Source organism: Streptomyces sp. NPDC037271 (assembly GCF_055603605.1).
Window position 1 is genome coordinate 321,407 of sequence record NZ_JBVJVN010000005.1, and the last position, 22,862, is coordinate 344,268.

Genomic DNA, 22,862 nt, shown 5'->3' on the forward strand with positions numbered 1-22,862 from the left:
GGCTCGCCGTCACACCTCGGGGCGCAGCATCGGGGGGTTGAGGAGAGTCGCGCCGCCGGCCCGGAAGAGCTGGGCGGGACGCCCGCCCTGGCGCGTGGTCGTGCCGCCGGTAGGGACGAGGAAGCCCGGGGTGCCCGTCACCTTGCGGTGAAAGTTGCGCGGGTCGAGTGCCACGCTCCACACCGCCTCGTAGACGCGACGCAATTCACCGACGGTGAACTCGGGCGGGCAGAACGCGGTGGCCAGCGACGAGTACTCGATCTTGGAGCGAGCTCGCTCCACCCCGTCCGCCAGGATCTGGGCGTGGTCGAAGGCGAGCGGCGCCACAGGCTCGCTGTCACGGCCGTGACCAGCCTGTTCCAGCAGTTCCTCGACCGGCGCCCAGCGCGCGTTGCTGGCGTCACCGCCCGCCCGTGGCGCGGGCAGGTCGGGAGCGAGCGCGAGGTGGGCGACACTGACCACGCGCATCCGGGGGTCCCGCTCGGGGTCGCCGTACGTCGCGAGCTGCTCCAGGTGGGCACCGTTGTCCTGGGTGGGTGCGACGGGGTCGTGGACGCACAGGCCCGTCTCCTCTGCCAGCTCCCGCGCCGCCGCCTGCGCCAGATCCTCGTCGGCCCGTACGAAACCACCGGGCAGAGCCCAGCGGCCCTGGAACGGCGGCTCGCCCCTGCGCACCGCCAGCGCGCACAGGGAGTGGCGGCGCACGGTCAGCACGACCAGGTCCACGGTGACGGCGAAGGGCGGAAAGGCTGACGGGTCGTAGGGCATGCGGCGATCATAGTCGTCTGCCTGACGATAAACACTCCCTTCGCCGTCCGCTGCGGTGGCTGTCCCACTTCGCTCCGGCGTGCATCTCACCGCTCGCTCCCGGTCCCCGTGCGAGGCCACGTCATTCCAGGTCAGGCTCCTAGCTGCAGTTCGTCGGCGGCCTCTTCGACCATGGCCAGGCCGAGCCGGCCGACCCGCACGGAGAAAGGTGCGCCGGCGACCCGCAGCCCCGTCAGCCCGAGCTCCCCCAGCGGTGCGCTGCGTACGGGGCGCAGGGTGACGGTCCTGGCCGGGGCGTCGGGACGAATGCCGACGAGCGTCGTCAGCAGCAGCACCCCGGCGGCGGCAGCGGTGGCGGCGGGACGGCAGGCCGCAGGATGCGGCAGGGGAGCGCTCGCACCGGTGTGCTGCTCCCCCGCGTACATCTCCGGCAGGCGGTGGCCGAAGGTGCCCGCCGCGGCCAGTAGGCCGCGCAGCAGTGAGCCCGCCTCCTTCTCGTGACCGGCGGTGGCCAGACCCGCCACCGCAACCGCCGTCTCCTGGACGCGCACTGCCCCCGCGCGGTGCCCGAAGGGGTTGTATCCCGTTTCCTTCGAGGCCAGTCCGCGCAGACCCCAGCCCGAGTCCATGGCCGGGTTGCCCAGCAGGCGGGCGAGTTGGCCGGTCTGCACCGCGTCGAGCAGGCCCGGGGCCACGATGCCCCCGCCGAGCAGTCCGGTGTCGAGGAGGTGAGCCGCGGCCGCGCTCAGGTGCGGCACGAGGCGTCCGTCCGGGGCCCGGGCCGCCGCCGGCCGTCCGCCCGCCGGGTTGTCGATCCAGAAATCCCGCCGGAACGCCGTCCGCAGCCTCCGGGCCCACTGCCGCAGTCCGTCACCGCCCGGTCTGCCGAATGCGTCGAGCAGTTCGGCCCCGAGCAGGGCGGCGCGGTGGGCGTGGGCCTGGGTTTCGCAGCGGACGGGGCCGTCGAGGTGCGGATCGGGTACGTACGTGCCGTCCCCGGCGGTGGTGCGCAGCCAGTTCAGACAGCGCTCGGCCGCCGGCATCAGCTCCTGCGTCTCGTGCTCGCCGAGCCCCCAGCGGCGGGCCTCCGCGAGGAGCACGGGGAAGAGGAGGGTCGCCTCGGTGCCGGTGCAGCCCGGTGGCAGGTGCGGGCCGGCGTCACGTCTGGGTCCGGGAATCATGCCGGCCCGCGGGCCGGGGCCGCGATGCTGGGTGCGGGCGAGGGCGCGCAGCGTACCCGCGGCCAGCCGGGTGCCGAGGGGAAGCGCCATCCGGGCGGCGGCGAGTGCCTCGGCGGGGGCCGGGCCGCAGCGCCAGGGGACGCCGGCCGCGAGATGGACGTCGGCGGGGTGCGCGGGATCGCGCAGCATCAGGGCTCGGAGATCCTCGATGCTGGTCCGCAGGAGGGCCGTGACTGCCGGGTCGTCACCGGTGGCGTGTGCGGAGGCCAGCGGGTCGGCCGCCGTGCGGCCCACCGCCCGGAGCGGGCCCGCACCGTCCGGTCGTACGCGCAGCTCGACGCTCGTGCTGCCGCCCGGAGGCAGTACGAACTCCCACCGCAGCAGTCCCGCGGCGGCCAGCGCGTCGGCGGGCGGCGGGACTGCTGTGACCGACACACTGCCCGCGGCACAGGACCACCGCAGACCGGAAGCGTGGACGCTGGCCGGCAGGTCGGGGCCCGCACTGCCCGCGGCGATCGATCCCAGGTCCGCCAAGTCCGTACCGAGGGCCACCTCTACCGGCAGCCGCAGCGGGCGGTGTGCCCAACTGCGCAGCGTTATCCGCTCCGTTCCATCGGCGTCCCGGGTCCGCTCGACCACGACGTCCGGGTCCGGCCCCGGCGCGGACGTCGTCCGCAGCGTTCCCACGAAGAGGGCGCGGTCGGCGCCTGTCATCCGGGCCTGCGACGGAACCGGCTCCCGCCCGGCCACGCGAAGACGGCACCGGGAGAGCAGGCGCCGACCGGCACGGTAGAAGCCTTCCAAGCCGAGGCCGGTCAGCTGCCCCTGTTCCGTGGAGACCACGAGAGCGGGGAGGGCCACTCCGATCATGGTTCGGTGGATGGGCGGCAGGTCCCCGGCCCTGTGCGGCATCGCAGGCGGCGCGCTCCGAGGAGCGACCGGCTCCGCACTCGACCGTGTCGGGGGGAGGGGCGGCGCCGACCGGGGTCGGACCATCGGCGGGCCAAGGTTCCTGCCCTGCCCCGAGCCGCGTTCGCTGACAGGCGCCATGGACGCGGCGAAGGACGGCAGCGTCGCCCTTCGGCCGGCGGCAACGCTGTCCGTGGCGGCGGACGGTGGAGTCGGCTCGTGCACGGGAAGGCTCCCTCTCAGTTCTCTCTGCGCCTCAGGGGGAACGGCGCCGTATGTGATGGTTCGGCCTGACAGGTGCGGTGCGACGCGGCGTCCCGGACGGTCCGCGCGTTACGCCACTCAGGTGAACGGAGGGGGTGTCCCCCGGGTCACGCCCGAGGTGGTCGCCCGGGCGGCGGGGGCGTGAGCCGCGAGCCGTCTCCCACCTGGAACGCCGGTACGTGCTGAACGGCCACGACCGGAGGGCGACAGCGGGGCAAGGCAAAACAGCAGGACAGGAAGACAGCAGGACAGCAGGAGGATTCCTGGTCGACATGGCACCCAGTCGGCCACCGCGTCGCGGCTTGCCGTCTTCCCTCACTGACCGGAGCCTGCCTCCTGCCCGGCGCAGCGCCATCGACCTGACGCACCCGACCGTCTCATCGGTGTCGCTCGCCGCCCCCTTCGGTGCCTGGTTCTCCCCTGCCCGCCCCCTCCGCGCACGCGTCCTTCCGGCCCGTGGCCCCCGCCCCCGCTCCCGCTCCCGAGGGGCGCGACCGCGTACGGCCAGTCCGCGCGCTGCCCCTGCGGTCGCCGCCCACCGACATGCGGGGACGCCCGCTTTCCGCGCCCGGCTCACGAGCCTGCGTCCTCGCACGGCGACGGATTCCGCCGACCGGGGCGACGGAGCGCGTGCGGCGCCGACGGCCACCGTGCGTCTGCGGAGCGGACGAGGCCTCGGTCAGCTCGCTGTCCGAGGACCCGCGGGCCTGCTCTTCACCACCCGATACGCCGCCTCCCTGGCCCGCACGGCCCCCACGCTCCGCACGCAGACAGCGGCGGACCGACTCGGGATCGAGGCCCTCGTTGCACGCCTGGTGCAGGAGCCGGGCGAAGAGATAGTCCGGATCTGCGCCGAGTGCCATGGCCAGAGCCTCTCGGGCCTCCAGTTCGTCGCCGGTGGACCAGGCGACCCATCCCGCGAGGGTGAGGGGCGCGGCCGCGTGTTCGCCGTACGGTCCGACGCAGCGGCGGGCCAAGGCCCGCCACAGGCGCAGCGCGGGGCCCGCCTCGTCACCCTCCATCCACTCAGCCGCGCGGTCACGTGTCGTGCGGTCCTGGAGGCCGAGGATCAGCGCCGCCGTCTCGTCATGACCGAGCAGTTGGTCGTCGCGCAGATCCTCGGCCGGAACGCCGGAGACGGGCGGTGCCTCGGCGAGGCGTCGCATGACCCGCTGCGCCAGGTCCAGCGTCTCCTCGGCCACGTGCGAACGGCCGGTGTCGTCGAAAATCCGGGAGACCAGCACCATGGCGGCCGCGTCCAGTGCCGCCTCCTGTTCGAGTGCCGCGGCGCCCTCCCGGGGGAGCAGCCTTGCCCGCAGCTCGCTCAGTGAGCCACGCACCTGGATACCGGCGTAGGTGGCCGCCGCGGCCAGCACGGACGTGCCCGGCAGTCCCATGGGGGTCCCCTCGGCCGGGCAGCAGACGGCGTCGTCGCAGCAGTACGACCAGAAGCGCCCGGCCGAGATGCACAGCGCCTCGACCACGGGTACGTCGAGGGTGCCGCATGCGACGCGCAGCCGCTGGGCCAGCGGCCGCAGTCGCTCCATCACCTCTCGGCCGGTCTCACCCCGCGCCGGTTCCTGACAGAGGTAGGCGACCATCTGCTCGGGCCGCACTCCTCGTCGCTCGCTGCCGGTCACCAGGCCGTGGACCAGTTGTCCGGCCGCGCCCGCCCAGTCGTCCACGTCCGCCGGAATGCCGAGCCGGGCCCGGCCGCCGAAACGGCCCCGCCCGTCCCTGTCGCGCAGGGCGACCAGGACGATGCTGTCCTCGGGGCGGTATCCGAGGAGGTACGGCAGGGCGTCGGCCAGTTCGGCGGGGGTACGCAGAGTGACCTGGTGCTCGTCGCCGGGGCCGTCGTACGGGGTGCGGGCGGCACGGCCCGGCTTCACGGGCTTCGAGGCGTCGCCGTTCCCGGAGGACCCGGTCGTTTCGCTGTGGTTCGTCATGGGCCGACGATCTCGCGGATCAGGAAGTTCCGCTTTGCCCTGTGGATAACTGCAATCAGGGACACGTCATACGCGTTCCCCGCGACGGCCGCGTCCACCTCGCTCCGCCCGACGGCCGCGCCCGCCCCGCACGCCCCATCGCCCGGCTGTCAGTCCTGTCCTGTTGTATGGAACGCATGGAGCACACGAGCAACGCGGATCTCCGGACAGCGGCCGACACGGTCCTCGCCCGCCTCGTCGGGGACGCCTCCGGCGCCGCCCGGCTGCGGGAGGACCAGTGGCGGGCGATCGAGGCGCTGGTCGCCGACCGGCGCCGGGCCCTGGTCGTCCAGCGGACGGGGTGGGGCAAGTCCGCGGTCTACTTCGTGGCGACCGCGCTGCTGCGTGACCGCGGTGCCGGGCCCACGGTGATCGTCTCCCCGCTGCTCGCGCTGATGCGCAACCAGGTGGAGGCCGCGGCCCGGGCCGGCATCCGCGCCCGGACCATCAACTCCTCCAACACCGAGGAGTGGGACGCCGTCCAGGACGAGATCGCCGCGGGCGAGGTCGACGTACTGCTGGTGAGTCCCGAGCGGCTCAACAATCCGGACTTCCGCGATCAGGTGCTGCCCAAGCTCTCCGCCGCGACCGGTCTGCTCGTGGTCGACGAGGCCCACTGCATCTCCGACTGGGGCCACGACTTCCGCCCGGACTACCGGCGGCTGCGCACCATGCTCACCGACCTCCCGGCCGGCGTGCCCGTCCTGGCTACCACCGCCACCGCCAACGCACGCGTGACCGCCGACGTGGCGGAGCAACTCGGCACCGGCGGCACGTCGGACGCGCTGGTGCTGCGCGGGCCGCTGGACCGGGAGAGCCTCAGCCTGGCCGTGCTGCGGCTGTCCGACGCCGCGCACCGGATGGCCTGGCTCGCCGACCACCTCGACGAGCTGCCGGGATCCGGAATCATCTACACGCTCACCGTGGCCGCCGCCGAGGAGGTCACCGCCTTCCTGCGGCAGCGCGGCCACACCGTCGCCTCCTACACCGGCAAGACCGAGAACGCCGACCGGCAGCAGGCCGAGGACGACCTGCTCGCCAACCGGGTCAAGGCACTGGTCGCCACTTCGGCGCTGGGCATGGGATTCGACAAGCCCGACCTGGGTTTCGTGGTGCACCTGGGCTCGCCTTCCTCCCCCATCGCGTACTACCAGCAGGTCGGCCGGGCCGGGCGTGGTGTCGAGCACGCGGAGGTGCTCCTGCTGCCGGGGAAGGAGGACGAAGCGATCTGGGAGTACTTCGCTTCGCTGGCCTTCCCGTCGGAGGACCTGGTGCGCCGCACGCTCGACATTCTCGCCCACGCGGAACGCCCCTTGTCGCTGCCCGCTCTGGAGCCCCTGGTGGAGCTGCGCCGTTCCCGCCTGGAGACCATGCTCAAGGTCCTCGACGTGGACGGAGCGGTCAAGCGGGTCAAGGGCGGCTGGATCGCGACCGGGCGACCGTGGACGTACGACGCGGAGCGTTACGACTGGGTGGCGCGGCAGCGGAGAGCCGAACAGCAGGCGATGCGCGACTACGCCTCGACGACGGACTGCCGGATGGAGTTCCTGCAACGCCAACTGGACGACGAGGGGGCCAAACCCTGCGGCCACTGCGACAACTGCGCGGGTCCGCGCTTCACCGCGGACACCTCCACCGACGCTCTCGACGCCGCGCGGGTCGACCTCGGCCGGGCCGGCGTCGAGGTGGAGCCGCGCCGCATGTGGCCGACCGGGCTCCCCGCGATCGGCGTCGATCTGAAGGGGCGCATCCCGGCCGGGGAACAGGCCGGGCCGGGCCGGGCGTTGGGCCGTCTGTCCGACATCGGCTGGGGCAACCGGCTGCGACCGATGCTCTCGGCCCAGACGCCCGACGGCCCGGTGCCCGACGATGTCGCGAAGGCCGTCGTGACAGTACTGTCCGACTGGGCGAAGGGACCCGGCGGCTGGGCCTCGGGGGCGGTCGACGGCCGGCCACGTCCCGTCGGAGTGGTGACCGTCGCCTCGCGCACCCGGCCGCAACTGGTCCACTCCCTCGGATCCCGCATCGCCGAGGTCGGTCGGCTGCCACTGCTCGGTTCGGTCGAGTACACGGGTGCGGCTGCCAGAGCGTCGCGCAGCAACAGCGCGCAGCGGCTCAAGGCACTCGACGGCGCGCTGACGGTGCCGCCCGCCCTCGCCGCCGCGCTCGCCGGCCTCGAAGGCCCGGTCCTGCTCGTGGACGACTACACCGAGACCGGCTGGACCCTCGCGGTGGCGGCCCGGCTGCTCCGCCGCGCCGGCGCCCAGGCAGTGTTGCCCATGGTCCTGGCCGTGCAGGGGTGATCGCCCGCCGCGGGCGCAGGCGGGACCGGAGTTCCGCGCGACCCCGGGTGGCGCGTTCCGTGCGTCCCCCGGCGGCGCTCTGGGTAGGGATATAGGACGCACATCATCCGATAACGACCGTCGGTCCCAATTGCTCGTTGCCGCATCCAAGTTCGACAGGAAGAATTGAAGTCCGCTCCCCGCACGGCTCGTCCGTCATCCGGCAGGGCTTCACTGCGGTGCGGGCTCCCTCACATCCGACCCCCGCCCGCAGTGCGGGCGCGTAGCCGAAGGGAGGAACGTGACCTTCGGATTCGCTCCGTCCTCGGCGGCGTCGTTGTCGTCGTCCGCCGCTTCCGCCACTCGCATGCTCGAACCGGCGGAGTGGGCAGCTGCCGGAATTCCGCTGCTGCGGAATCCGCGGGAGGTCGTCAGCGGGCTGCACTCGCGGCACCGCCCCAAGCCGGCGACCGCGGTCGTGGCCGTACTCGATCCGGACGAACGACTGCGTGCGAGCGCCTCGTTCACCAGCCACCGGACCCCGGCCGACGGATGGATGTTCCGCAACGCGCTGCTCTCCCAGTTGCGCCGGGTGATCCCGCACGACCTGCGCCGCCGCACTCCGGTGCGCACCGCCGTACTGCTCTACTGCCGCGAGGGCGACGCGCGTTGGACCGAAGAGGACGGCGCGTGGATGTGGGGACTGCGGGACGCGTGCACGTTGCACGGGCTGCGCTGCGGCGCGTACATCACGCTGACCCGTGACGGCTGGCAGGTCCTCGGCGAGGGCCGCGGCGGGCGCCGGCCGAACACGGCGTCCACGCCGGAGCCGTTCGCCACGTCGGAGACACCTCCCCCGTCACCGCGGACCGGCGGTGTTCCATCGGACGTGCTGCGCCGGGCGGCCGCTCGCTGAGCAGCACGGACACGGGGTGCTCCGGCACCGCGCCGCGACGTCCAGGCAGAGGAAACACCTGGCTACGCTTGTACGCCGCCCGGCGGACGCCCATCGCGCCGGCACGCGAGGGCACCCTGTGCGGGGGCCGGTCCGGCGGCCCATGCGTCACACCGGCGCCCCCGCACGCGACGGTACGGACTCAGACGCCCGCGCCCAGCACCGAGTTGATCCGCTGCGGGTCACCGCAGACGATCAGCAGGGCACCGGCCCGGGAGTGGGCCACGGACAGGGCGGTGACAGCGGCGGCTTCGGGGCCTCCGTTGATCACGACCACGACCACGGCCCGCGACGTGGCACGGTCCGCGACGGCGGCGTCCGCGTAGAAGACGTCGTCGCCCGCGTCGTGCTGCGCCCAGTAGGCGGCATCGCCGAAGGACAGTTCGTGGGCGGCCCACGGGTGTGGTTCGCCGGTGGTGATCACCAGCACGTCACCGGGGGTGCGACCTGAGTCCAGCAGAAGGTCCACAGCCTCTTCGGCGGCGTCGAGCGCGCCTTCGGGAGAGGCCGGGACCAGCTGGATCTGCGGGGCAGCCGGGGTGGCTGCCGGAGCAGCCGGGCCGGACGGGCCGGGTTTGGCCGCGGTGGCGTCGCGCGACGCGCGTTGCGTCGGAGGCGCCGGCCGCGCGGGGCCGGGACGGCCGGGGCGCGGCGGTGCCGCGGGACGGGGGCCGGGTACGGGGCGGGGGGTCGACGCGGTGCGGCCGCTGGCCGGAGTGGCGCGGGGACCCTGGGCCTTCTCGTGAATCTGAGGCTCCTCGGGACTGAGAGGCATGAGCTGATTTTTATCAAACGTTGGTGCGGCTCGCGTCGGCGGGTGGCACATGCCTGCGAGCGAAACTTTCAGAAATCGAATCCGAGCTGACCCTCGATTTCCGGAACGCTTCCGTCCACCCCGCTTCGGACCTTCTTGAGGTGCCGCCACTGGGGCAGCGCATCAAGATACGCCCACGACAACCGGTGGTGCGGGGTGGGCCCCCGCTCCTCCAGCGCGGACTTGTGCACGGGCGACGGATACCCGGCGTTGTCCGCAAAACCGAAGTCTGCATGGTCGATACCCAGTTCGGCCATCATTTTGTCGCGCTGGACCTTGGCGAGCACGGAAGCAGCCGCGACGGCCACGCAGGACTGGTCGCCCTTGATCACCGTGCGGACCTTCCAAGGCGCCCCGAGATAGTCGTGCTTGCCGTCGAGGATGACGGCATCGGGGCGGATCGGCAGGGCCTCCAGGGCACGGACCGCCGCCAGTCGCAGCGCCGCGGTCATTCCCAGGGCGTCGATCTCCTCCGGAGAGGCGTGCCCCAGCGCGTAGGACGTCACCCAGGTCTGCAGTTCCACGGCGAGTTCGGTGCGTCGCTTGATGGTGAGCAGCTTGGAGTCGGTGAGGCCGGCCGGGGGCCGACGCAGTCCGGTGATCGCGGCGCAGACGGTCACCGGACCGGCCCACGCACCGCGCCCCACCTCATCGACACCGGCAATGATCTTTGCTCCGGTCGTAGCGCGGAGAGAGCGCTCGACGGTGTGAGTAGGTGGTTCGTACGGCATGGCGTCCTTAGCCTACGCCGCCCCGAACCTCCGGCGACACCCCGGCTCCCCAAACGGGACCCGGGCCCGCGAAGCCCGGGATCAGACAGCGTCCGGCCGCAGCAGCGGAACCATCAGCTGGTCGATCATCTCCTCAATCTCGCGGTCCGTCCATTCACTTCCACAAACCTTTGACCGGTACATCATCATCGCCGGGATGGCGTCGAAGACGTATCCGTTGGACGCTTCCCGCCGGACCTCTCCCCGCTCTATTCCACGGTTGACGACCTCGCGGAGCATCGTGAGGGTCGGCTCGATCACCCCTGCGACGATCACCGCATGGAAGCGTTCCGCCTGCACGCTGTCGCATTCGTGAAGCACTGATCGCAACGCGAATCCAGGGCGGGAGTACATCGCGTCGCGGGCCCTCCGGCACAGCACCAGGAGATCCTCGCGCACACTCCCGAAGTCGGGCACCGCGTCGAAGCGCGGCAGCCCGGACCGCAGCGCGTCCGCGACGAGGTCCTCCTTGGACGGCCAGCGGCGGTAGACCGCCGCCTTGCCGGTCTGGGCTCCGGCGGCCACGCCCTCCATCGTCAGGCCGTTCCAGCCGACGGTGCCGAGCTGTTCCAGCGCGGCGTCGAGGATGGCGCGTTCGAGGACCGCCCCACGCCGGCGGGAGGGCGTCCGGGCGGAGGCGGCCGCCCAGTGCGAAGCAACCATGTCGAAGGTCTCCAGGGTGCGGGGAAATCAGACGTTCGGGGAGAGGGAAGGCGGCGCACGGCCACAACGGGGGACGGGCCGCACGACAGCACATCAAGTGAACGCTTGCGTTCACTGTCCGGGAGTCACTAACGTTGAAGCAACAGTGAACGCGGTCGTTCACTAAGTCATTCGTGGGGGACACATAGTGGCAACCTCTTCCCTGATCCGAGACCAGAAGCCGGGAGCGGCCCGCCGGGAGGGGCGTCCCGGCATCGCGCTCACCGTCATCGCGGCCTGCCAACTCATGGTGGTACTCGACGCGACGATTGTGAACATCGCCCTCCCGCACATTCAAGAGGCACTCAGCTTCAGCACCACCGACCTCACCTGGGTCGTCAGCGCCTACACACTCACCTTCGGCGGTCTGCTGCTGCTCGGTGGCCGTGCCGGTGACATCCTCGGCCGTCGCCGGGTCTTCATGACCGGCATCCTGCTGTTCACCTTCGCCTCGCTGCTCGGCGGCTTCGCCCAGGAGCCCTGGCAGCTCCTGGCGGCGCGCGTCCTGCAAGGTGTGGGAGGCGCGATCGCGTCGCCCACGTCGCTCGCCCTCATTACCACCACCTTCCCCGAAGGGCCGGAACGCAACCGGGCCTTCGGTGTCTTCGCCGCCGTCTCCGCAGGCGGCGGCGCCATAGGCCTGCTGGCGGGCGGCATGCTCACCGAGTGGCTCGACTGGCGCTGGGTGCTCTTCGTCAACGTGCCGATCGGCGTACTGATCGCCGTGCTCACCCCGCTGTACATCAGCGAGTCCGAGCGGCACTCCGGACGCTTCGACATCGCCGGGGCGGTGACCTCGACAGCGGGTATGGCGTCCCTCGTCTATGGCTTCATCCGCGCCGCGGACGAGGGCTGGCGGGACGGCCTGACCATCGGTTCTTTCGCGGCCGCGGTGGTCCTGCTGCTCTCCTTCGTGTTCATCGAGTCGCGGGCCAAGGAGCCGATCACCCCGCTGCGGATGTTCGCCGACCGCAATCGCTCCGGCACCTACGTGATCATGCTGAGCCTGGCCGCGGCGATGTTCGGCATGTTCTTCTACATCGTGCTGTTCGTCCAGAACGTGCTGGGTTACACCCCCATCCAGGCTGGTCTGGCCTTCCTGCCGGTCACGGTCGTGATCGCGCTCGGCGCGGGCCTGTCGCAGCGGTTCCTGCCGGTGTTCGGCCCTAAGCCGTTCATGCTCGTGGGCTCGGCGCTCGCCGCGATCGGGCTCGGCTGGCAGGCCCTCATCAGCTCCGACAGCACCTACGTCGGCGGCGTCCTCGGGCCGATGCTGATCTTCGGGTTCGGCATGGGACTGAACTTCGTGACGCTGACGCTGACCGCCGTTTCCGGGGTCGCCCAGCACGAGGCGGGCGCGGCGTCCGGCCTGCTCAACGCGATGCAGCAGGTGGGCGGCTCGATCGGCCTCGCCATCCTGACGACGATGTTCGGTACGGCCACCAAGGAGGAGGCGGAGAAGCAGGGGGCGGACTTCCTCACCAACGGCTCGGCAGAGCAGAAGGCGGAATTCGCCCAGACGCACCAGCTGCCGGCGCCCTGGGGACACGAAGTGCTGGCGCAGGGTATATCGGCGGCCTTCATGCCGGCTGCCGCGATGGCCGTACTCGCCCTGGCCACGGCATGGCTGGTGATCCGGGTACGCAAGAGCGACCTGGAGGCGCTGTCCGGCTCGGCCGGGCCGGGAATGGGCTGACCGCGCGGTACTCCGGGCCGGGCGGTGTCCACCGGCGGGCGTCATGGGCGCTCGCCGGTACCCGCGCCGTCGGCTCCCGGTCGACAGGGTGCCGGGCCGGGAAAGCAGGACGAAGAACAGCCGCGCGACGACCGACACCAGCGGCAACCACCCCATGCGCTACCCCCTCGTGACACTCCCGGCCAGGCTCACGCCTCGCACAACGGTTGTCACGAGACAACGGACGAGCGGTCACACAGAGTTCCCGCCGCATACGGAGAGTCCGCTAAGCCTGCGCCGACATCCACTCGGGCAGCGCCTCGACCCGCCCCGCCCACTCGGGCGGCGGCGCTCCGGTCTCGCCCGCGGCAACCACCCCGCCCACGATGGCACAGGTCGTGTCCACATCCCCGCCGACCTGGGCGGTCGTCCAGAAGGCGCGCTCGTAGGCTCCGAGGGAGCGCGCCGCGGACCAGAGGGCGAAGGGAACCGTGTCGTGTGCGGTGGTACGCCTGCCGCAGCCCAGCACCGCCGCGACCGTGGTCGCGTCGCCGTAGTCGAGCATGTCCCGGGCTCGTCGCAGTCCGGCGCCGACCGCGCTCTTCGGCACCAGGGCGATCACCCCGTCCAGGAGCGCGTGGGGGGTGGGAGGGCCGCCGGGGTCCGCGGCCAGTGCGGCGGCCGCGGCGACCGCCATGGCGCCGACCACCGCCTCGCGGTGCTGATGCGTGGGGTAGGCCGAGATCTCCGCCTGATGGGTCGCCTGCTCCGGGTCGTCCGCGTACCAGGCGCCCAGCGGCGCGATGCGCATCGCGGCGCCGTTGCCCCAGGAGCCCTGGCCGTTGAACAGCGCGGCGGCGAGCTCCCGCCAGTCACCGCCTTCCCGGACCAGTCGCAGCAGCCGGTTGACGGCGGGGCCGTAGCCGCGGTCGAAGTCGTGGTGCCGGGCGAAGGAGAGCGCCAGCGCGTCCTGGTCGATGCGGTGGTGGGTGGCCAGGACGGAGACCACGGAGCACGCCATTTCCGTGTCGTCCGTCCACTGCCAGGTACCAGGGGGCAGCTCGCGGCATTTCAGCAGCGGGTAGTTCGCCGGCACGAAGAACTGTGAGCCCAGCGCGTCGCCCACCGACAGTCCGCGCAGGCTGGACAGGGCCCGGTCCAGGCGCCCGTCGGGAGATGAATGAGCGGTCATCGCCCTGCCACTCTATCCGGTGATCCCGTACGGTTCCGGATCTCGCCAGCGATCGAAGGGACGGTCAAGGGTGTACTTGCCGTCGTCACCGAGAACGAGCATGCGCATCTCGCCGTTCCCGGGGTTCGACAGCGACTCGAATTCCGCGACCGTCCAGTGGAACCACCGCATGCAGAACAGTCGCATCGCCAGGCCGTGGGTCACCAGGAGGACGTTCGGCGGATGGTCGGAGTCCTCGAAACTGCGGAACAGGCTCTCCAGGAAACCGCCGACCCGGTCGTACACGTCGGCACCGGACTCGCCCTGGGCGAAGCGGTAGAAGAAGTGGCCGTAGGCGTCCCGGTAGGCCTTCTGCCGGCGCACGTCGTCGCAGTCCTGCCAGTTGCCCCAGTCCTGCTCACGCAGCCGGGGCTCCTCCCGTATCCGTATGAGTCCGGGATCGAGGCGAAAAGAGCGCAGTGTCTCGTGGGTCCGGCGGTACGGGGAGACGTACACGCTGACCCGCTCGTGGCCGAACACCTCGCGCAGCCTCTTGCCCGTCTCCTCTGCCTGCGTCCGGCCCCGTTCCGTGAGGGCCAGCGCGTGGTCGGGCTCGCGCTCGTACACGGAGTCATCGACATTTCCCGTCGACTCGCCGTGCCGGACAAGAACGATGCGCCGTGGTCGTGCCATGTCAGAACCCTAGATCGAAAGGGACGGAACCAAGCACTCGAACGGGCCCCGTACGGCGTACGTCACACAGTTTCCACATCCGGGTCGGCACCCGTCGGGCGCAGGGGCACTCGGTCAGGATCCGATCTCAACGGTCCACGAGGGTTCCAGTCGCACGATGTCCCCGGTCAGTGCCGCGATGTCGGCCTCCGTCTGAGCGCGCAGGGCGAGCCGCTCCACCCTCTCGGTGCGGTACTTGCCGTGCTCGGCGGCCGACCGCCACATGGACAGCACCAGGTACTCGTTCCCCGGTGCCTCGCCGAACAGCCCGCGGACCATACCGGGCGAACCGGCCATCGCGGGGTTCCAGACCTTCTCCTGCATGAGGACGTAGTGCTCGGCCCGCTCCTCGTGGACGCGACAGAGCGCCACCCGCAGCAGGTCGGCGTCGGTGAAGCGCGGTTCGAACCCGGTCTTCACGTCGAACCGGTAGTCGAAGAGCCTTACCTGGGCATCCTTGAAGGTGCCTGCCTGGGCCGAGGCGAGCCGGTCGTGGGAACGGGCCATGAACGAGTCGTAGAAGGCACGGCTCTCCCAGAAGGCGAAGACATGCGCCACGTCCTGCCGCCCCCGGCTCCAGCCACCCCCCTGTCCCCGAAAACCCGGCTCCCCCGGAAGCCCCGCCCACTTCCGCTGCCCCCGCTCGAAACCGCGGCGGTCCACCACGGTGCAGCGAATCCACTTGACCAGCACCGCGCCATGGTAGGCCAGGGAACGTGGTACCGGTCACTCTCCGCGGGACCGCTTGCCCGCAGCAGGCTCGCTGCGCGTGGCAGGATGGGCAACCGACCGTCACCACTCGGCAGTTGAAGTGGCCGGGCAGGGGCGCGGGACCAGGGAAGGGGATGTTCGTGAACGGCCTCAACAAGGGCATTCGCAAGGTCGAGGTCGCACTGCGGTGGGACCCCAGTCCGGCGGGGCAGCCAGCCGCCGACCTGGACCTCGTCGCCGGGACCTATCCGGTGGGTGATCCGTACGGCGACCCCTCTTATGTGGTGCACTTCGACAGCCGCTCCCCCGACGGCACCATCTATCTGAACCGGGACAGCCGGGACGGCAAGGGCTTCGGCTTCGACGAGGTCATGACGCTGGAGCTGGAGCGGCTCGACGCGCGGTACGCGCGCGTGGTGGTGGGCGTCGCGATCCAGCAGCGCACCGAGGACCGGGCCTTCGGGGACGTGGGCAACCCGGGCCTGCGCATCCGTGAGGGCCACACCGACCTTGCGACGGACGACTTCAGCGGTGTCCTGGGCGCGTCGGCGGCGACGGTCGCCGAGTTCGTCCGGGACGAGACGGGGGCATGGGAGTTCCGGGCCGGCGTGCACGGTTTCGAGGGGGATCGCGCGGCGTTCGCCGCCACGATGGGTGCGACACGCCGCCCCTGACGGCGCCCGGCGCATGAGCAGTCGCGTATGAGCAGCCGCGTATGAGTAAGGGGCGTCCGCCTTGGCGGACGCCCCTTACTCATGTGGACCTACGGGTCAGCTGCAACCGCTGGTCGAGCCGCAGCCCTCGCAGATGTAGCAGGAACCGGCGCGCTGCATCTTCGTGCCGCAGGAGAAGCACAGCGGAGCGTCGGCCTGGATGCCCAGCTGCATCTCCACCAGCTCGGCGCTGGTGTGCGCCTGCTGCGGAGCGGGCTTGGCCGCCTCGACCTCGGCCTTCGGCGTGGCGACGGCCTTCAGCTCCTGGGCGCGCGGCGCCGACTGGGCCAGGCCCTCGACGTCGAGCTCGTCGTCGGACGGCTCGTACGAGCCCGTCTCCAGGTGACGCTGACGCTCTTCGGCGGAGTGGATGCCGAGCGCGGAGCGCGTCTCGAAGGGCAGGAAGTCCAGCGCCAGGCGGCGGAAGATGTAGTCGACGATCGACTGCGCCATCCGCACGTCCGGGTCGTCCGTCATACCGGCCGGCTCGAAGCGCATGTTGGTGAACTTCGAGACGTACGTCTCCAGCGGCACGCCGTACTGGAGGCCGACGGATACCGCGATGGAGAAGGCGTCCATCATTCCCGCGAGGGTCGAACCCTGCTTGGACATCTTCAGGAAGACCTCGCCGAGACCGTCGTCCGGGTAGGAGTTGGCGGTCATGTAGCCCTCGGCGCCGCCGACCGTGAAGGACGTGGTGATGCCAGGACGACCCTTCGGGAGGCGCTTGCGTACCGGACGGTACTCGACGACCTTCTCGACCGTCTCGCGGATGGTCGCCTCGGCCTTCTCCGCGACGGCGTCCGTCGCGGACTTCTCCTTGGTCTTGGCGGAGAGGGGCTGGCCGACCTTGCAGTTGTCGCGGTAGATGGCGAGCGCCTTGACGCCCATCTTCCAGGCCTCGAAGTAGACCTCCTCGACGTCCTCGACGGTCGCCGACTCCGGCAGGTTGACCGTCTTGGAGAGGGCGCCGGAGATCCACGGCTGGATGGCGGCCATCATGCGGACGTGGCCCATCGCGGAGATGGAGCGCTCGCCCATGGCGCAGTCGAAGACCTCGTAGTGCTCGTGCTTGAGGCCGGGGGCGTCGATCACGTTGCCGTGCTCGGCGATGTGGGCGACGATCGCCTCGATCTGCTCCTCCTGGTAGCCCAGGCGGCGCAGGGCCTGCGGGACGGTGCCGTTGACGATCTGCATCGAGCCGCCGCCGACCAGCTTCTTGAACTTGACCAGGGCGAGGTCGGGCTCGAGGCCGGTGGTGTCGCAGGACATCGCCAGACCGATGGTGCCGGTCGGGGCGATGACGGACGCCTGGGCGTTACGGAAACCGTTCTTCTCGCCGAGGCGCAGCACGTCCTGCCAGGCCTCGGTGGCGGCGGCCCAGATCGGCGTGTCCAGGTCGTCCATGCGGACGGCCTTGGCGTTCTCGTCGGAGTGCTGCTTCATGACCCGCAGGTGCGGCTGCGCGTTGCGGGCGTAGCCGTCGTACGGGCCGACGATCGCGGCGAGCTCGGCGGAGCGCCGGTACGACGTGCCGGTCATCAGCGAGGTGATGGCGCCGGCCAGGGCGCGGCCGCCGTCGGAGTCGTACGCGTGGCCGGTCGCCATCAGCAGGGCGCCGAGGTTGGCGTAGCCGATGCCGAGCTGGCGGTAGGCGCGGGTGTTCTCGCCGATCTTCTGGGTCGGGAAGTCCGCGAAGCAGATGGAGATGTCCATCGCGGTGATGACGAGCTCGACGACCTTCGCGAAGCGCTCCGCGTCGAAGGACTGGTTGCCCTTGCCGTCGTCCTTCAGGAACTTCATCAGGTTCAGCGAGGCGAGGTTGCAGGACGTGTTGTCCAGGTGCATGTACTCGCTGCAGGGGTTCGAGCCGTTGATGCGGCCGGACTCCGGGCAGGTGTGCCAGTGGTTGATGGTGTCGTCGTACTGGATGCCCGGGTCGGCGCAGGCCCAGGCGGCCTCGGCCATCTTGCGGAAGAGTGCCTTGGCCTCGACCTCCTCGATGACCTCGCCGGTCATGCGGGACGTCAGACCGAACTTGCCGCCGTCCTGGACGGCCTTCATGAACGTGTCGTTCACGCGGACCGAGTTGTTGGCGTTCTGGTACTGGACGGACGTGATGTCGTCGCCGCCCAGGTCCATGTCGAAGCCCGCGTCGCGCAGGGCGCGGATCTTCTCCTCTTCCTTGACCTTGGTCTCGATGAAGTCCTCGATGTCGGGGTGGTCGACGTCGAGGATGACCATCTTGGCGGCGCGGCGGGTGGCGCCACCGGACTTGATCGTGCCGGCGGAGGCGTCGGCGCCGCGCATGAAGGAGACCGGTCCTGAGGCGTTGCCGCCGGAGGAGAGCAGCTCCTTGGAGGAGCGGATCCGGGAGAGGTTCAGACCGGCGCCCGAGCCGCCCTTGAAGATCATGCCCTCTTCCTTGTACCAGTCGAGGATCGACTCCATGGAGTCGTCGACGGACAGGATGAAGCAGGCGGAGACCTGCTGCGGCTGGGGCGTGCCGACGTTGAACCAGACGGGGCTGTTGAAGCTGAAGATCTGGTGCAGGAGGGCGTAGGCCAGCTCGTGCTCGAAGATCTCGGCGTCGGCGGGCGAGGCGAAGTACTTGTGGTCCTCACCGGCCTTCCGGTACGTCTTCACGATGCGGTCGATGAGCTGCTTCAGGCTCACCTCGCGCTGCGGGGTGCCGACGGCGCCCCGGAAGTACTTGCTGGTGACGATGTTGACCGCGTTCACCGACCAGAACTCGGGGAACTCGACGCCACGCTGCTCGAAGTTGACCGAGCCGTCGCGCCAGTTGGTCATGACGACGTCACGACGCTCCCAGGCCACCTCGTCGTAGGGGTGGACTCCGGGAGTGGTGTGGACGCGCTCGACGCGGAGTCCCTTGCCCGCCTTGGTGCCCTTGGCGCGGGAACTCCGTGCCGGACCGCTCGCCGTCTCTGTCATGCCGCCTCCCATGTACGGGCGAAAACGCCCTGAAGTGCCCCGATTGTTCCCGTGGCACGTGTTCTGTCTTGTATTGCGGGCATCTCTCGCTCCGCCCGCAACAGGTCTTTGTCATTCGCCGCCGTCCGGCCGGGCCCGGGCGCCGAAGTCCGGGTCCGGCCCGCCGGTCAGTCGGCGGCGCCCGCGGGCTCGGGGACCTGTGCCGCCCCCGCGGACCCGCGGTCGTTCTCCTGGCTCCCCGCACCGGCGTCGTCGCCGTCTCCGCCGGGGCGCCCCGTCGCCTCCCTGAGCTCCGCGATCGCGGCCTCGAAGTCCTCGAGCGAGTCGAACGCCCGGTAGACGGAGGCGAATCGCAGATAGGCGACGAGGTCGAGTTCCTGCAAGGGACCGAGTATGGCCAGCCCCACGTCGTGGGTGGTCAGCTCGGCACTTCCGGTGGCCCGCACCGCCTCCTCGACCCGCTGGCCGAGCTGGGCGAGCGCGTCCTCGGTGACGGGCCGGCCCTGGCAGGCCTTGCGCACACCGTTGATGATCTTGGTCCGGCTGAACGGTTCGGTGACCCCGGACCGCTTCACCACCATGAGCGAGCACGTCTCCACGGTCGTGAAACGACGGGAGCAGTCAGGACACTGGCGGCGCCGGCGGATCGACGTGCCGTCGTCGGTCGTACGACTGTCGACGACACGGCTGTCGGGGTGCCTGCAGAAGGGGCAGTGCATGATCTCCGAACCCTCCTCACAGCAGACTCAATGGCCTCGGGAGGCCCTTCAGGCCCCTCGAAGCAGCCCCCAGCATAGGCGATCGCGGCAGGGCCGAAGACCCGGGGGACCACAACTTGTGGGCTGCTGATGCAATCCAACCACTAGATGTGGGGATTGACTCACACATACACGCCCTGCACCCGTATCGCTCCCGTACGTACAGGCGCCAGACGCGGAGGCGCCGAAGGGCCCGAACGACGCGGCGCGCACGGGCACCGCACGGGCACGCGGCAGGCGCGGTACGGCCCGGAGGCTGGGCGGGCGCGGGCACGCGCGACCGGGCCGGCCGGGGCATGCGGAGATACCGTGAGCACCGCGAGAAGGGGGCGTGGGGCTACCGCAAGGATGAGGGACCCACGCCGTCGAACGGAACGCCGGATGGCAGACTGGAGCGACACCCCCGAGGTTGCCACCACGGCGGTGAAGAGTACCGCAATGGACCCTTTCGTCCGCCAGGCAACGCGTGGCATCGCGCAAGCCATACACCCCGACACGCCAACCGGGCGACCGATTCGCGATTTTTCACTCGAACGTGTGTTTGGCGCAACCTTTCGAAAGCTACTACCGTTGTGCAGCAGGGAGACCATCGAGAGGGGCCGACGTGACCACCACCGCCGACAGTGCCGCCATCACTGCCCAGGACCGCCCCCAGGGCCGACCTGAGCCGGTGCACGCGATGAGCGACGCCGTGAATCCAGAGGGGCACAAGCGCTCCCTGCCAGGCCGACCTCCTGGCATCCGGGCGGACAGTTCAGGACTCACCGACCGCCAGCGCCGGGTGATCGAGGTCATCCGCGACTCCGTGCAGCGGCGCGGGTACCCGCCGTCCATGCGGGAGATCGGCCAGGCCGTCGGCCTCTCCAGCACCTCCTCCGTCGCACACCAGCTGATGGCGCTGGAGCGCAAGGGCTTCCTGCGCCGCGACCCGCACCGCCCGCGCGCCTACGAGGTGCGCGGCTCCGACCAGGCCTCCTCCGTGCAGCCCACGGACACCGCCGGCAAGCCGGCCGCGTCGTACGTCCCGCTCGTCGGGCGCATCGCCGCCGGCGGACCGATCCTCGCCGAGGAATCCGTCGAGGACGTCTTCCCGCTGCCCCGGCAGCTGGTCGGTGACGGCGAGCTGTTCGTCCTGAAGGTCGTCGGCGACTCGATGATCGAGGCCGCCATCTGCGACGGCGACTGGGTCACCGTCCGCCGCCAGCCGGTCGCCGAGAACGGCGACATCGTGGCCGCGATGCTCGACGGCGAAGCCACCGTCAAGCGCTTCAAGCGTGAGGACGGCCACGTCTGGCTCCTCCCGCACAACTCGGCGTACGAGCCGATCCCCGGTGACGACGCGACCATCCTCGGCAAGGTGGTGGCCGTACTGCGCCGCGTCTGAGCGCCACGGCGGGCGGGTACGCCACGACAGCGACCCGCCGACCCGACCGGGCCCCGGAACCTCTGCGCCGGTTCCGGGGCCCTGCGCTGTGTGGAGGGCCAGGCCCCGGTGACCGCCGTGCAGGAGACCGCGTTCAGCCGCCCTCCGCCGCCGTCTCCGCTTCCGTCTGCCGTGCCGTCGCATCGATCGCGGCGAGTGACTTGCGGACCTGGTTGCGGTCCGTGGTGAACCAGAAATCGGGCAGCGACGCCTTCAGATAGCTCCCGTACCGGGCCGTCGCCAGTCGCTGGTCCAGTACGGCGACCACGCCGCGGTCGCCCGACGCCCGGACCAGGCGGCCCGCTCCCTGGGCCATCAGCAACGCGGCATGCGTGGCGGCGACCGCCATGAAACCGTTACCGCCGGCCTCCTCCACCGCCTTCTGGCGGGCGGACATCAAGGGGTCGTCCGGGCGCGGGAACGGAATCTTGTCCATGACGACCAGTTGACAGCTCGGCCCGGGGACGTCCACGCCCTGCCAGAGCGACAGCGTGCCGAAGAGACAGGTCTTCGGGTCGGCGGCGAAGTTCTTGATCAGCTCACCGAGTGTCTCCTCGCCCTGGAGAAGGATCGGGTACTCCGGGATGCGGGAGCGCAGTTCCTCGGCGGCCAGCTGGGCCGCCCGCATCGAGGAGAACAGCCCCAGCGTGCGACCGCCCGCGGCCTGGATCAGCTCCGTCAGCTCGTCGAGCATGTCGCCGCGGTCGCCGTCGCGGGCGGGGCGGGCCAGGTGCTTGGCGACGTACAGGATGCCCTGCTTGCGGTAGTCGAAGGGCGACCCCACGTCGAAGCCCCTCCACTGGGGGACGTCGTCGCCCTCGGTGCCCTCCGGAGCGAGGCCGAGGGATGCTCCGACGCCGTTGAAGTCGCCGCCCAGCTTCAGGGTCGCGGAGGTCAGGACGACCGAGCGGTCCGCGAAGAGCTTCTCGCGCAGCAGGCCGGCGACGGACATGGGGGCGACCCGCAGGGAGGCACCGAAGCGGTCGTGCCGCTCGTACCAGACGACGTCCCACTCGGAGCCGTTCGTGATCCGCTCCGCCACGTCGTGCACGGACTCCACGGAGGCCAGCGCCTGCTTGCGGACGGCGTCCTCGTCCTGCACGGACTTGTCGCGGGTCGCGCCGATCGCCGAGATGACCGTACGGCAGGCGTCGCGCAGCGCCATCAGCGCGTAGCCGAGGTCCTCCGGGATCTCCTCCAGCCGGCCCGGCAGCGCCAGCTCCATCAGCCGCTCGAACCCCTCGGCCGCGGTCTGGAGCTGGTCGGCGGCCTTCTCGTTGACGAGTTTCGCGGCCCGCCGCGCCGCGCGGTTGACCTGGCCGGGCGTGAGCTCACCGGTGGCCACCCCGGTGACCCGGGAGACCAGCTCGTGCGCCTCGTCGACGATCAGCACCTCGTGCTGCGGCAGGACCGGGGCGCCCTCGATGGCGTCGATGGCGAGCAGCGCGTGGTTGGTGACGACGACGTCGGAGAGTTTGGCGCGCTCGCGAGCCATCTCGGCGAAGCACTCGGCGCCGTAGGCGCACTTCGAGGCGCCCAGACACTCCCGGGAGGACACCGACACCTGCGACCAGGCCCGGTCGGAGACACCGGGCGTCAGGTCGTCGCGGTCACCGCTCTCGGTCTCGTCCGCCCAGTCGCGCATCCGCAGCAGGTCCTGGCCCAGCTTGCTGGTGGGGGCGGCGGCCTCGAACTGGTCGAAGAGGCCCTCCTCCTCGTCCTGCGGGACTCCCTCGTGGAGTCGGTGCAGGCACAGGTAGTTCGACCGGCCCTTGAGCATCGCGAACTCCGGGCGGCGGCGCAGCTGGGGATGGAGTGCGTCGACCGTGCGGGGCAGGTCCCGCTCGACCAGCTGGCGCTGCAGGGCCAGGGTCGCGGTGGCCACGACGACCCGCTCCCCGTGTGCCAGCGCGGGCACCAGATAGCCCAGCGACTTGCCGGTGCCGGTGCCGGCCTGGACCAGCAGATGGGAGCCGCCGTCGATGGCTTCCTCGACGGCTTCGGCCATGGCTACCTGGCCGGGACGCTCCGTGCCGCCGACGGCGGTGACGGCGGCGTGCAGGAGTTCGGGGAGTGAGGGCTTCGTCATAG

Annotated in this window: 17 protein-coding genes; 5 read left to right on the forward strand and 12 right to left on the reverse strand. The window is 71.0% G+C overall.

Features of this window, described 5'->3' with window-relative positions:
- Window positions 1-9: 9 nt before the first annotated feature.
- The 3 genes from ACZ7G3_RS13075 to ACZ7G3_RS13085 form a co-directional block, all read right to left on the reverse strand.
- Window positions 10-768, reverse strand: a complete 759-nt coding sequence (locus tag ACZ7G3_RS13075) for an NUDIX hydrolase (RefSeq protein ID WP_426521820.1) — start codon at window positions 766-768, stop codon at window positions 10-12.
- A gap of 131 nt (window positions 769-899) precedes the next feature.
- Window positions 900-2,819 carry a glycogen debranching N-terminal domain-containing protein gene (locus tag ACZ7G3_RS13080; protein ID WP_470925340.1) on the reverse strand — a complete coding sequence of 640 codons (1,920 nt, stop codon included), beginning with the start codon at window positions 2,817-2,819 and terminating at the stop codon, window positions 900-902.
- Window positions 2,820-3,499: 680 nt separating this feature from the next.
- Window positions 3,500-5,071, reverse strand: coding sequence for a DUF4192 domain-containing protein (locus ACZ7G3_RS13085; RefSeq protein WP_470925342.1), 1,572 nt, complete (start codon window positions 5,069-5,071; stop codon window positions 3,500-3,502).
- Between the two features lie 176 nt (window positions 5,072-5,247).
- Here ACZ7G3_RS13085 and ACZ7G3_RS13090 point away from each other — a divergent pair, with 176 nt between their 5' ends.
- Window positions 5,248-7,413 (forward strand): RecQ family ATP-dependent DNA helicase, encoded by a 2,166-nt coding sequence (locus tag ACZ7G3_RS13090; protein WP_470925343.1) that lies wholly within the window; start codon window positions 5,248-5,250, stop codon window positions 7,411-7,413.
- 280 nt (window positions 7,414-7,693) lie between these two features.
- Window positions 7,694-8,308 carry a hypothetical protein gene (locus tag ACZ7G3_RS13095; protein ID WP_426597860.1) on the forward strand — a complete coding sequence of 205 codons (615 nt, stop codon included), beginning with the start codon at window positions 7,694-7,696 and terminating at the stop codon, window positions 8,306-8,308.
- Window positions 8,309-8,489: 181 nt separating this feature from the next.
- Here the strand turns inward: ACZ7G3_RS13095 and ACZ7G3_RS13100 are convergent, their stop codons facing one another.
- The 3 genes from ACZ7G3_RS13100 to ACZ7G3_RS13110 form a co-directional block, all read right to left on the reverse strand.
- A complete protein-coding gene (locus ACZ7G3_RS13100) occupies window positions 8,490-9,122 on the reverse strand; it encodes a hypothetical protein (RefSeq protein ID WP_426597859.1) in 633 nt (210 codons plus the stop codon).
- 68 nt (window positions 9,123-9,190) lie between these two features.
- Window positions 9,191-9,892, reverse strand: a complete 702-nt coding sequence (locus tag ACZ7G3_RS13105; protein WP_426597858.1) for a ribonuclease HII — start codon at window positions 9,890-9,892, stop codon at window positions 9,191-9,193.
- Between the two features lie 81 nt (window positions 9,893-9,973).
- Window positions 9,974-10,594: a TetR/AcrR family transcriptional regulator gene (locus tag ACZ7G3_RS13110; RefSeq protein WP_470925345.1), complete on the reverse strand. Its 621-nt coding sequence runs from the start codon at window positions 10,592-10,594 to the stop codon at window positions 9,974-9,976.
- 187 nt (window positions 10,595-10,781) lie between these two features.
- Between ACZ7G3_RS13110 and ACZ7G3_RS13115 the strand changes: the two genes are divergently transcribed.
- Window positions 10,782-12,329, forward strand: a complete 1,548-nt coding sequence (locus tag ACZ7G3_RS13115) for an MFS transporter (RefSeq protein WP_426597856.1) — start codon at window positions 10,782-10,784, stop codon at window positions 12,327-12,329.
- Window positions 12,330-12,594: 265 nt separating this feature from the next.
- On the opposite strand, the gene ACZ7G3_RS13120 is transcribed toward ACZ7G3_RS13115, so the two are convergent.
- From ACZ7G3_RS13120 to ACZ7G3_RS13130, 3 genes are all read right to left on the reverse strand, one after another.
- A complete protein-coding gene (locus tag ACZ7G3_RS13120) occupies window positions 12,595-13,500 on the reverse strand; it encodes an ADP-ribosylglycohydrolase family protein (RefSeq protein WP_426597855.1) in 906 nt (301 codons plus the stop codon).
- A gap of 12 nt (window positions 13,501-13,512) precedes the next feature.
- The gene (locus ACZ7G3_RS13125; protein WP_470925346.1) at window positions 13,513-14,172 is read right to left on the reverse strand and encodes a histidine phosphatase family protein; all 660 of its coding nucleotides are present in this window, start codon (window positions 14,170-14,172) and stop codon (window positions 13,513-13,515) included.
- Between the two features lie 114 nt (window positions 14,173-14,286).
- Window positions 14,287-14,904 (reverse strand): YdbC family protein, encoded by a 618-nt coding sequence (locus tag ACZ7G3_RS13130; RefSeq protein WP_470925347.1) that lies wholly within the window; start codon window positions 14,902-14,904, stop codon window positions 14,287-14,289.
- Window positions 14,905-15,062: 158 nt separating this feature from the next.
- Between ACZ7G3_RS13130 and ACZ7G3_RS13135 the strand changes: the two genes are divergently transcribed.
- On the forward strand, window positions 15,063-15,596 hold the full coding sequence (locus tag ACZ7G3_RS13135; RefSeq protein ID WP_470925348.1) for a TerD family protein: 534 nt from the start codon (window positions 15,063-15,065) through the stop codon (window positions 15,594-15,596).
- A gap of 96 nt (window positions 15,597-15,692) precedes the next feature.
- Here ACZ7G3_RS13135 and ACZ7G3_RS13140 read toward each other — a convergent pair whose 3' ends face one another.
- Both ACZ7G3_RS13140 and nrdR read right to left on the reverse strand, forming a co-directional pair.
- Complete coding sequence (locus tag ACZ7G3_RS13140) at window positions 15,693-18,590, reverse strand: vitamin B12-dependent ribonucleotide reductase (RefSeq protein ID WP_426597851.1); 2,898 nt, start codon at window positions 18,588-18,590, stop codon at window positions 15,693-15,695.
- 167 nt (window positions 18,591-18,757) lie between these two features.
- The gene (nrdR, locus tag ACZ7G3_RS13145) at window positions 18,758-19,309 is read right to left on the reverse strand and encodes a transcriptional regulator NrdR (RefSeq protein WP_426597850.1); all 552 of its coding nucleotides are present in this window, start codon (window positions 19,307-19,309) and stop codon (window positions 18,758-18,760) included.
- 643 nt (window positions 19,310-19,952) lie between these two features.
- Here nrdR and lexA point away from each other — a divergent pair.
- The gene (gene lexA, locus ACZ7G3_RS13150) at window positions 19,953-20,732 is read left to right on the forward strand and encodes a transcriptional repressor LexA (RefSeq protein ID WP_426597849.1); all 780 of its coding nucleotides are present in this window, start codon (window positions 19,953-19,955) and stop codon (window positions 20,730-20,732) included.
- A 133-nt stretch (window positions 20,733-20,865) separates the two neighbouring features.
- Here lexA and ACZ7G3_RS13155 read toward each other — a convergent pair whose 3' ends face one another.
- Window positions 20,866-22,860 carry an ATP-dependent DNA helicase gene (locus tag ACZ7G3_RS13155; RefSeq protein WP_470925351.1) on the reverse strand — a complete coding sequence of 665 codons (1,995 nt, stop codon included), beginning with the start codon at window positions 22,858-22,860 and terminating at the stop codon, window positions 20,866-20,868.
- Window positions 22,861-22,862: the final 2 nt, after the last annotated feature.

Coding starts and splice junctions, on each gene's coding strand:
- ACZ7G3_RS13155 (WP_470925351.1), bottom strand. CDS start 22,860: ATGACGAAGCCCTCACTCCCCGAACTCCTGCACGCCGCCGTCACCGCC.
- ACZ7G3_RS13080 (WP_470925340.1), bottom strand. CDS start 2,819: ATGATCGGAGTGGCCCTCCCCGCTCTCGTGGTCTCCACGGAACAGGGG.
- ACZ7G3_RS13105 (WP_426597858.1), bottom strand. CDS start 9,892: ATGCCGTACGAACCACCTACTCACACCGTCGAGCGCTCTCTCCGCGCT.
- ACZ7G3_RS13100 (WP_426597859.1), bottom strand. CDS start 9,122: ATGCCTCTCAGTCCCGAGGAGCCTCAGATTCACGAGAAGGCCCAGGGT.
- ACZ7G3_RS13125 (WP_470925346.1), bottom strand. CDS start 14,172: ATGGCACGACCACGGCGCATCGTTCTTGTCCGGCACGGCGAGTCGACG.
- nrdR (WP_426597850.1), bottom strand. CDS start 19,309: ATGCACTGCCCCTTCTGCAGGCACCCCGACAGCCGTGTCGTCGACAGT.
- ACZ7G3_RS13075 (WP_426521820.1), bottom strand. CDS start 768: ATGCCCTACGACCCGTCAGCCTTTCCGCCCTTCGCCGTCACCGTGGAC.
- ACZ7G3_RS13120 (WP_426597855.1), bottom strand. CDS start 13,500: ATGACCGCTCATTCATCTCCCGACGGGCGCCTGGACCGGGCCCTGTCC.
- ACZ7G3_RS13140 (WP_426597851.1), bottom strand. CDS start 18,590: ATGACAGAGACGGCGAGCGGTCCGGCACGGAGTTCCCGCGCCAAGGGC.
- ACZ7G3_RS13085 (WP_470925342.1), bottom strand. CDS start 5,071: ATGACGAACCACAGCGAAACGACCGGGTCCTCCGGGAACGGCGACGCC.
- ACZ7G3_RS13090 (WP_470925343.1), top strand. CDS start 5,248: ATGGAGCACACGAGCAACGCGGATCTCCGGACAGCGGCCGACACGGTC.
- ACZ7G3_RS13110 (WP_470925345.1), bottom strand. CDS start 10,594: ATGGTTGCTTCGCACTGGGCGGCCGCCTCCGCCCGGACGCCCTCCCGC.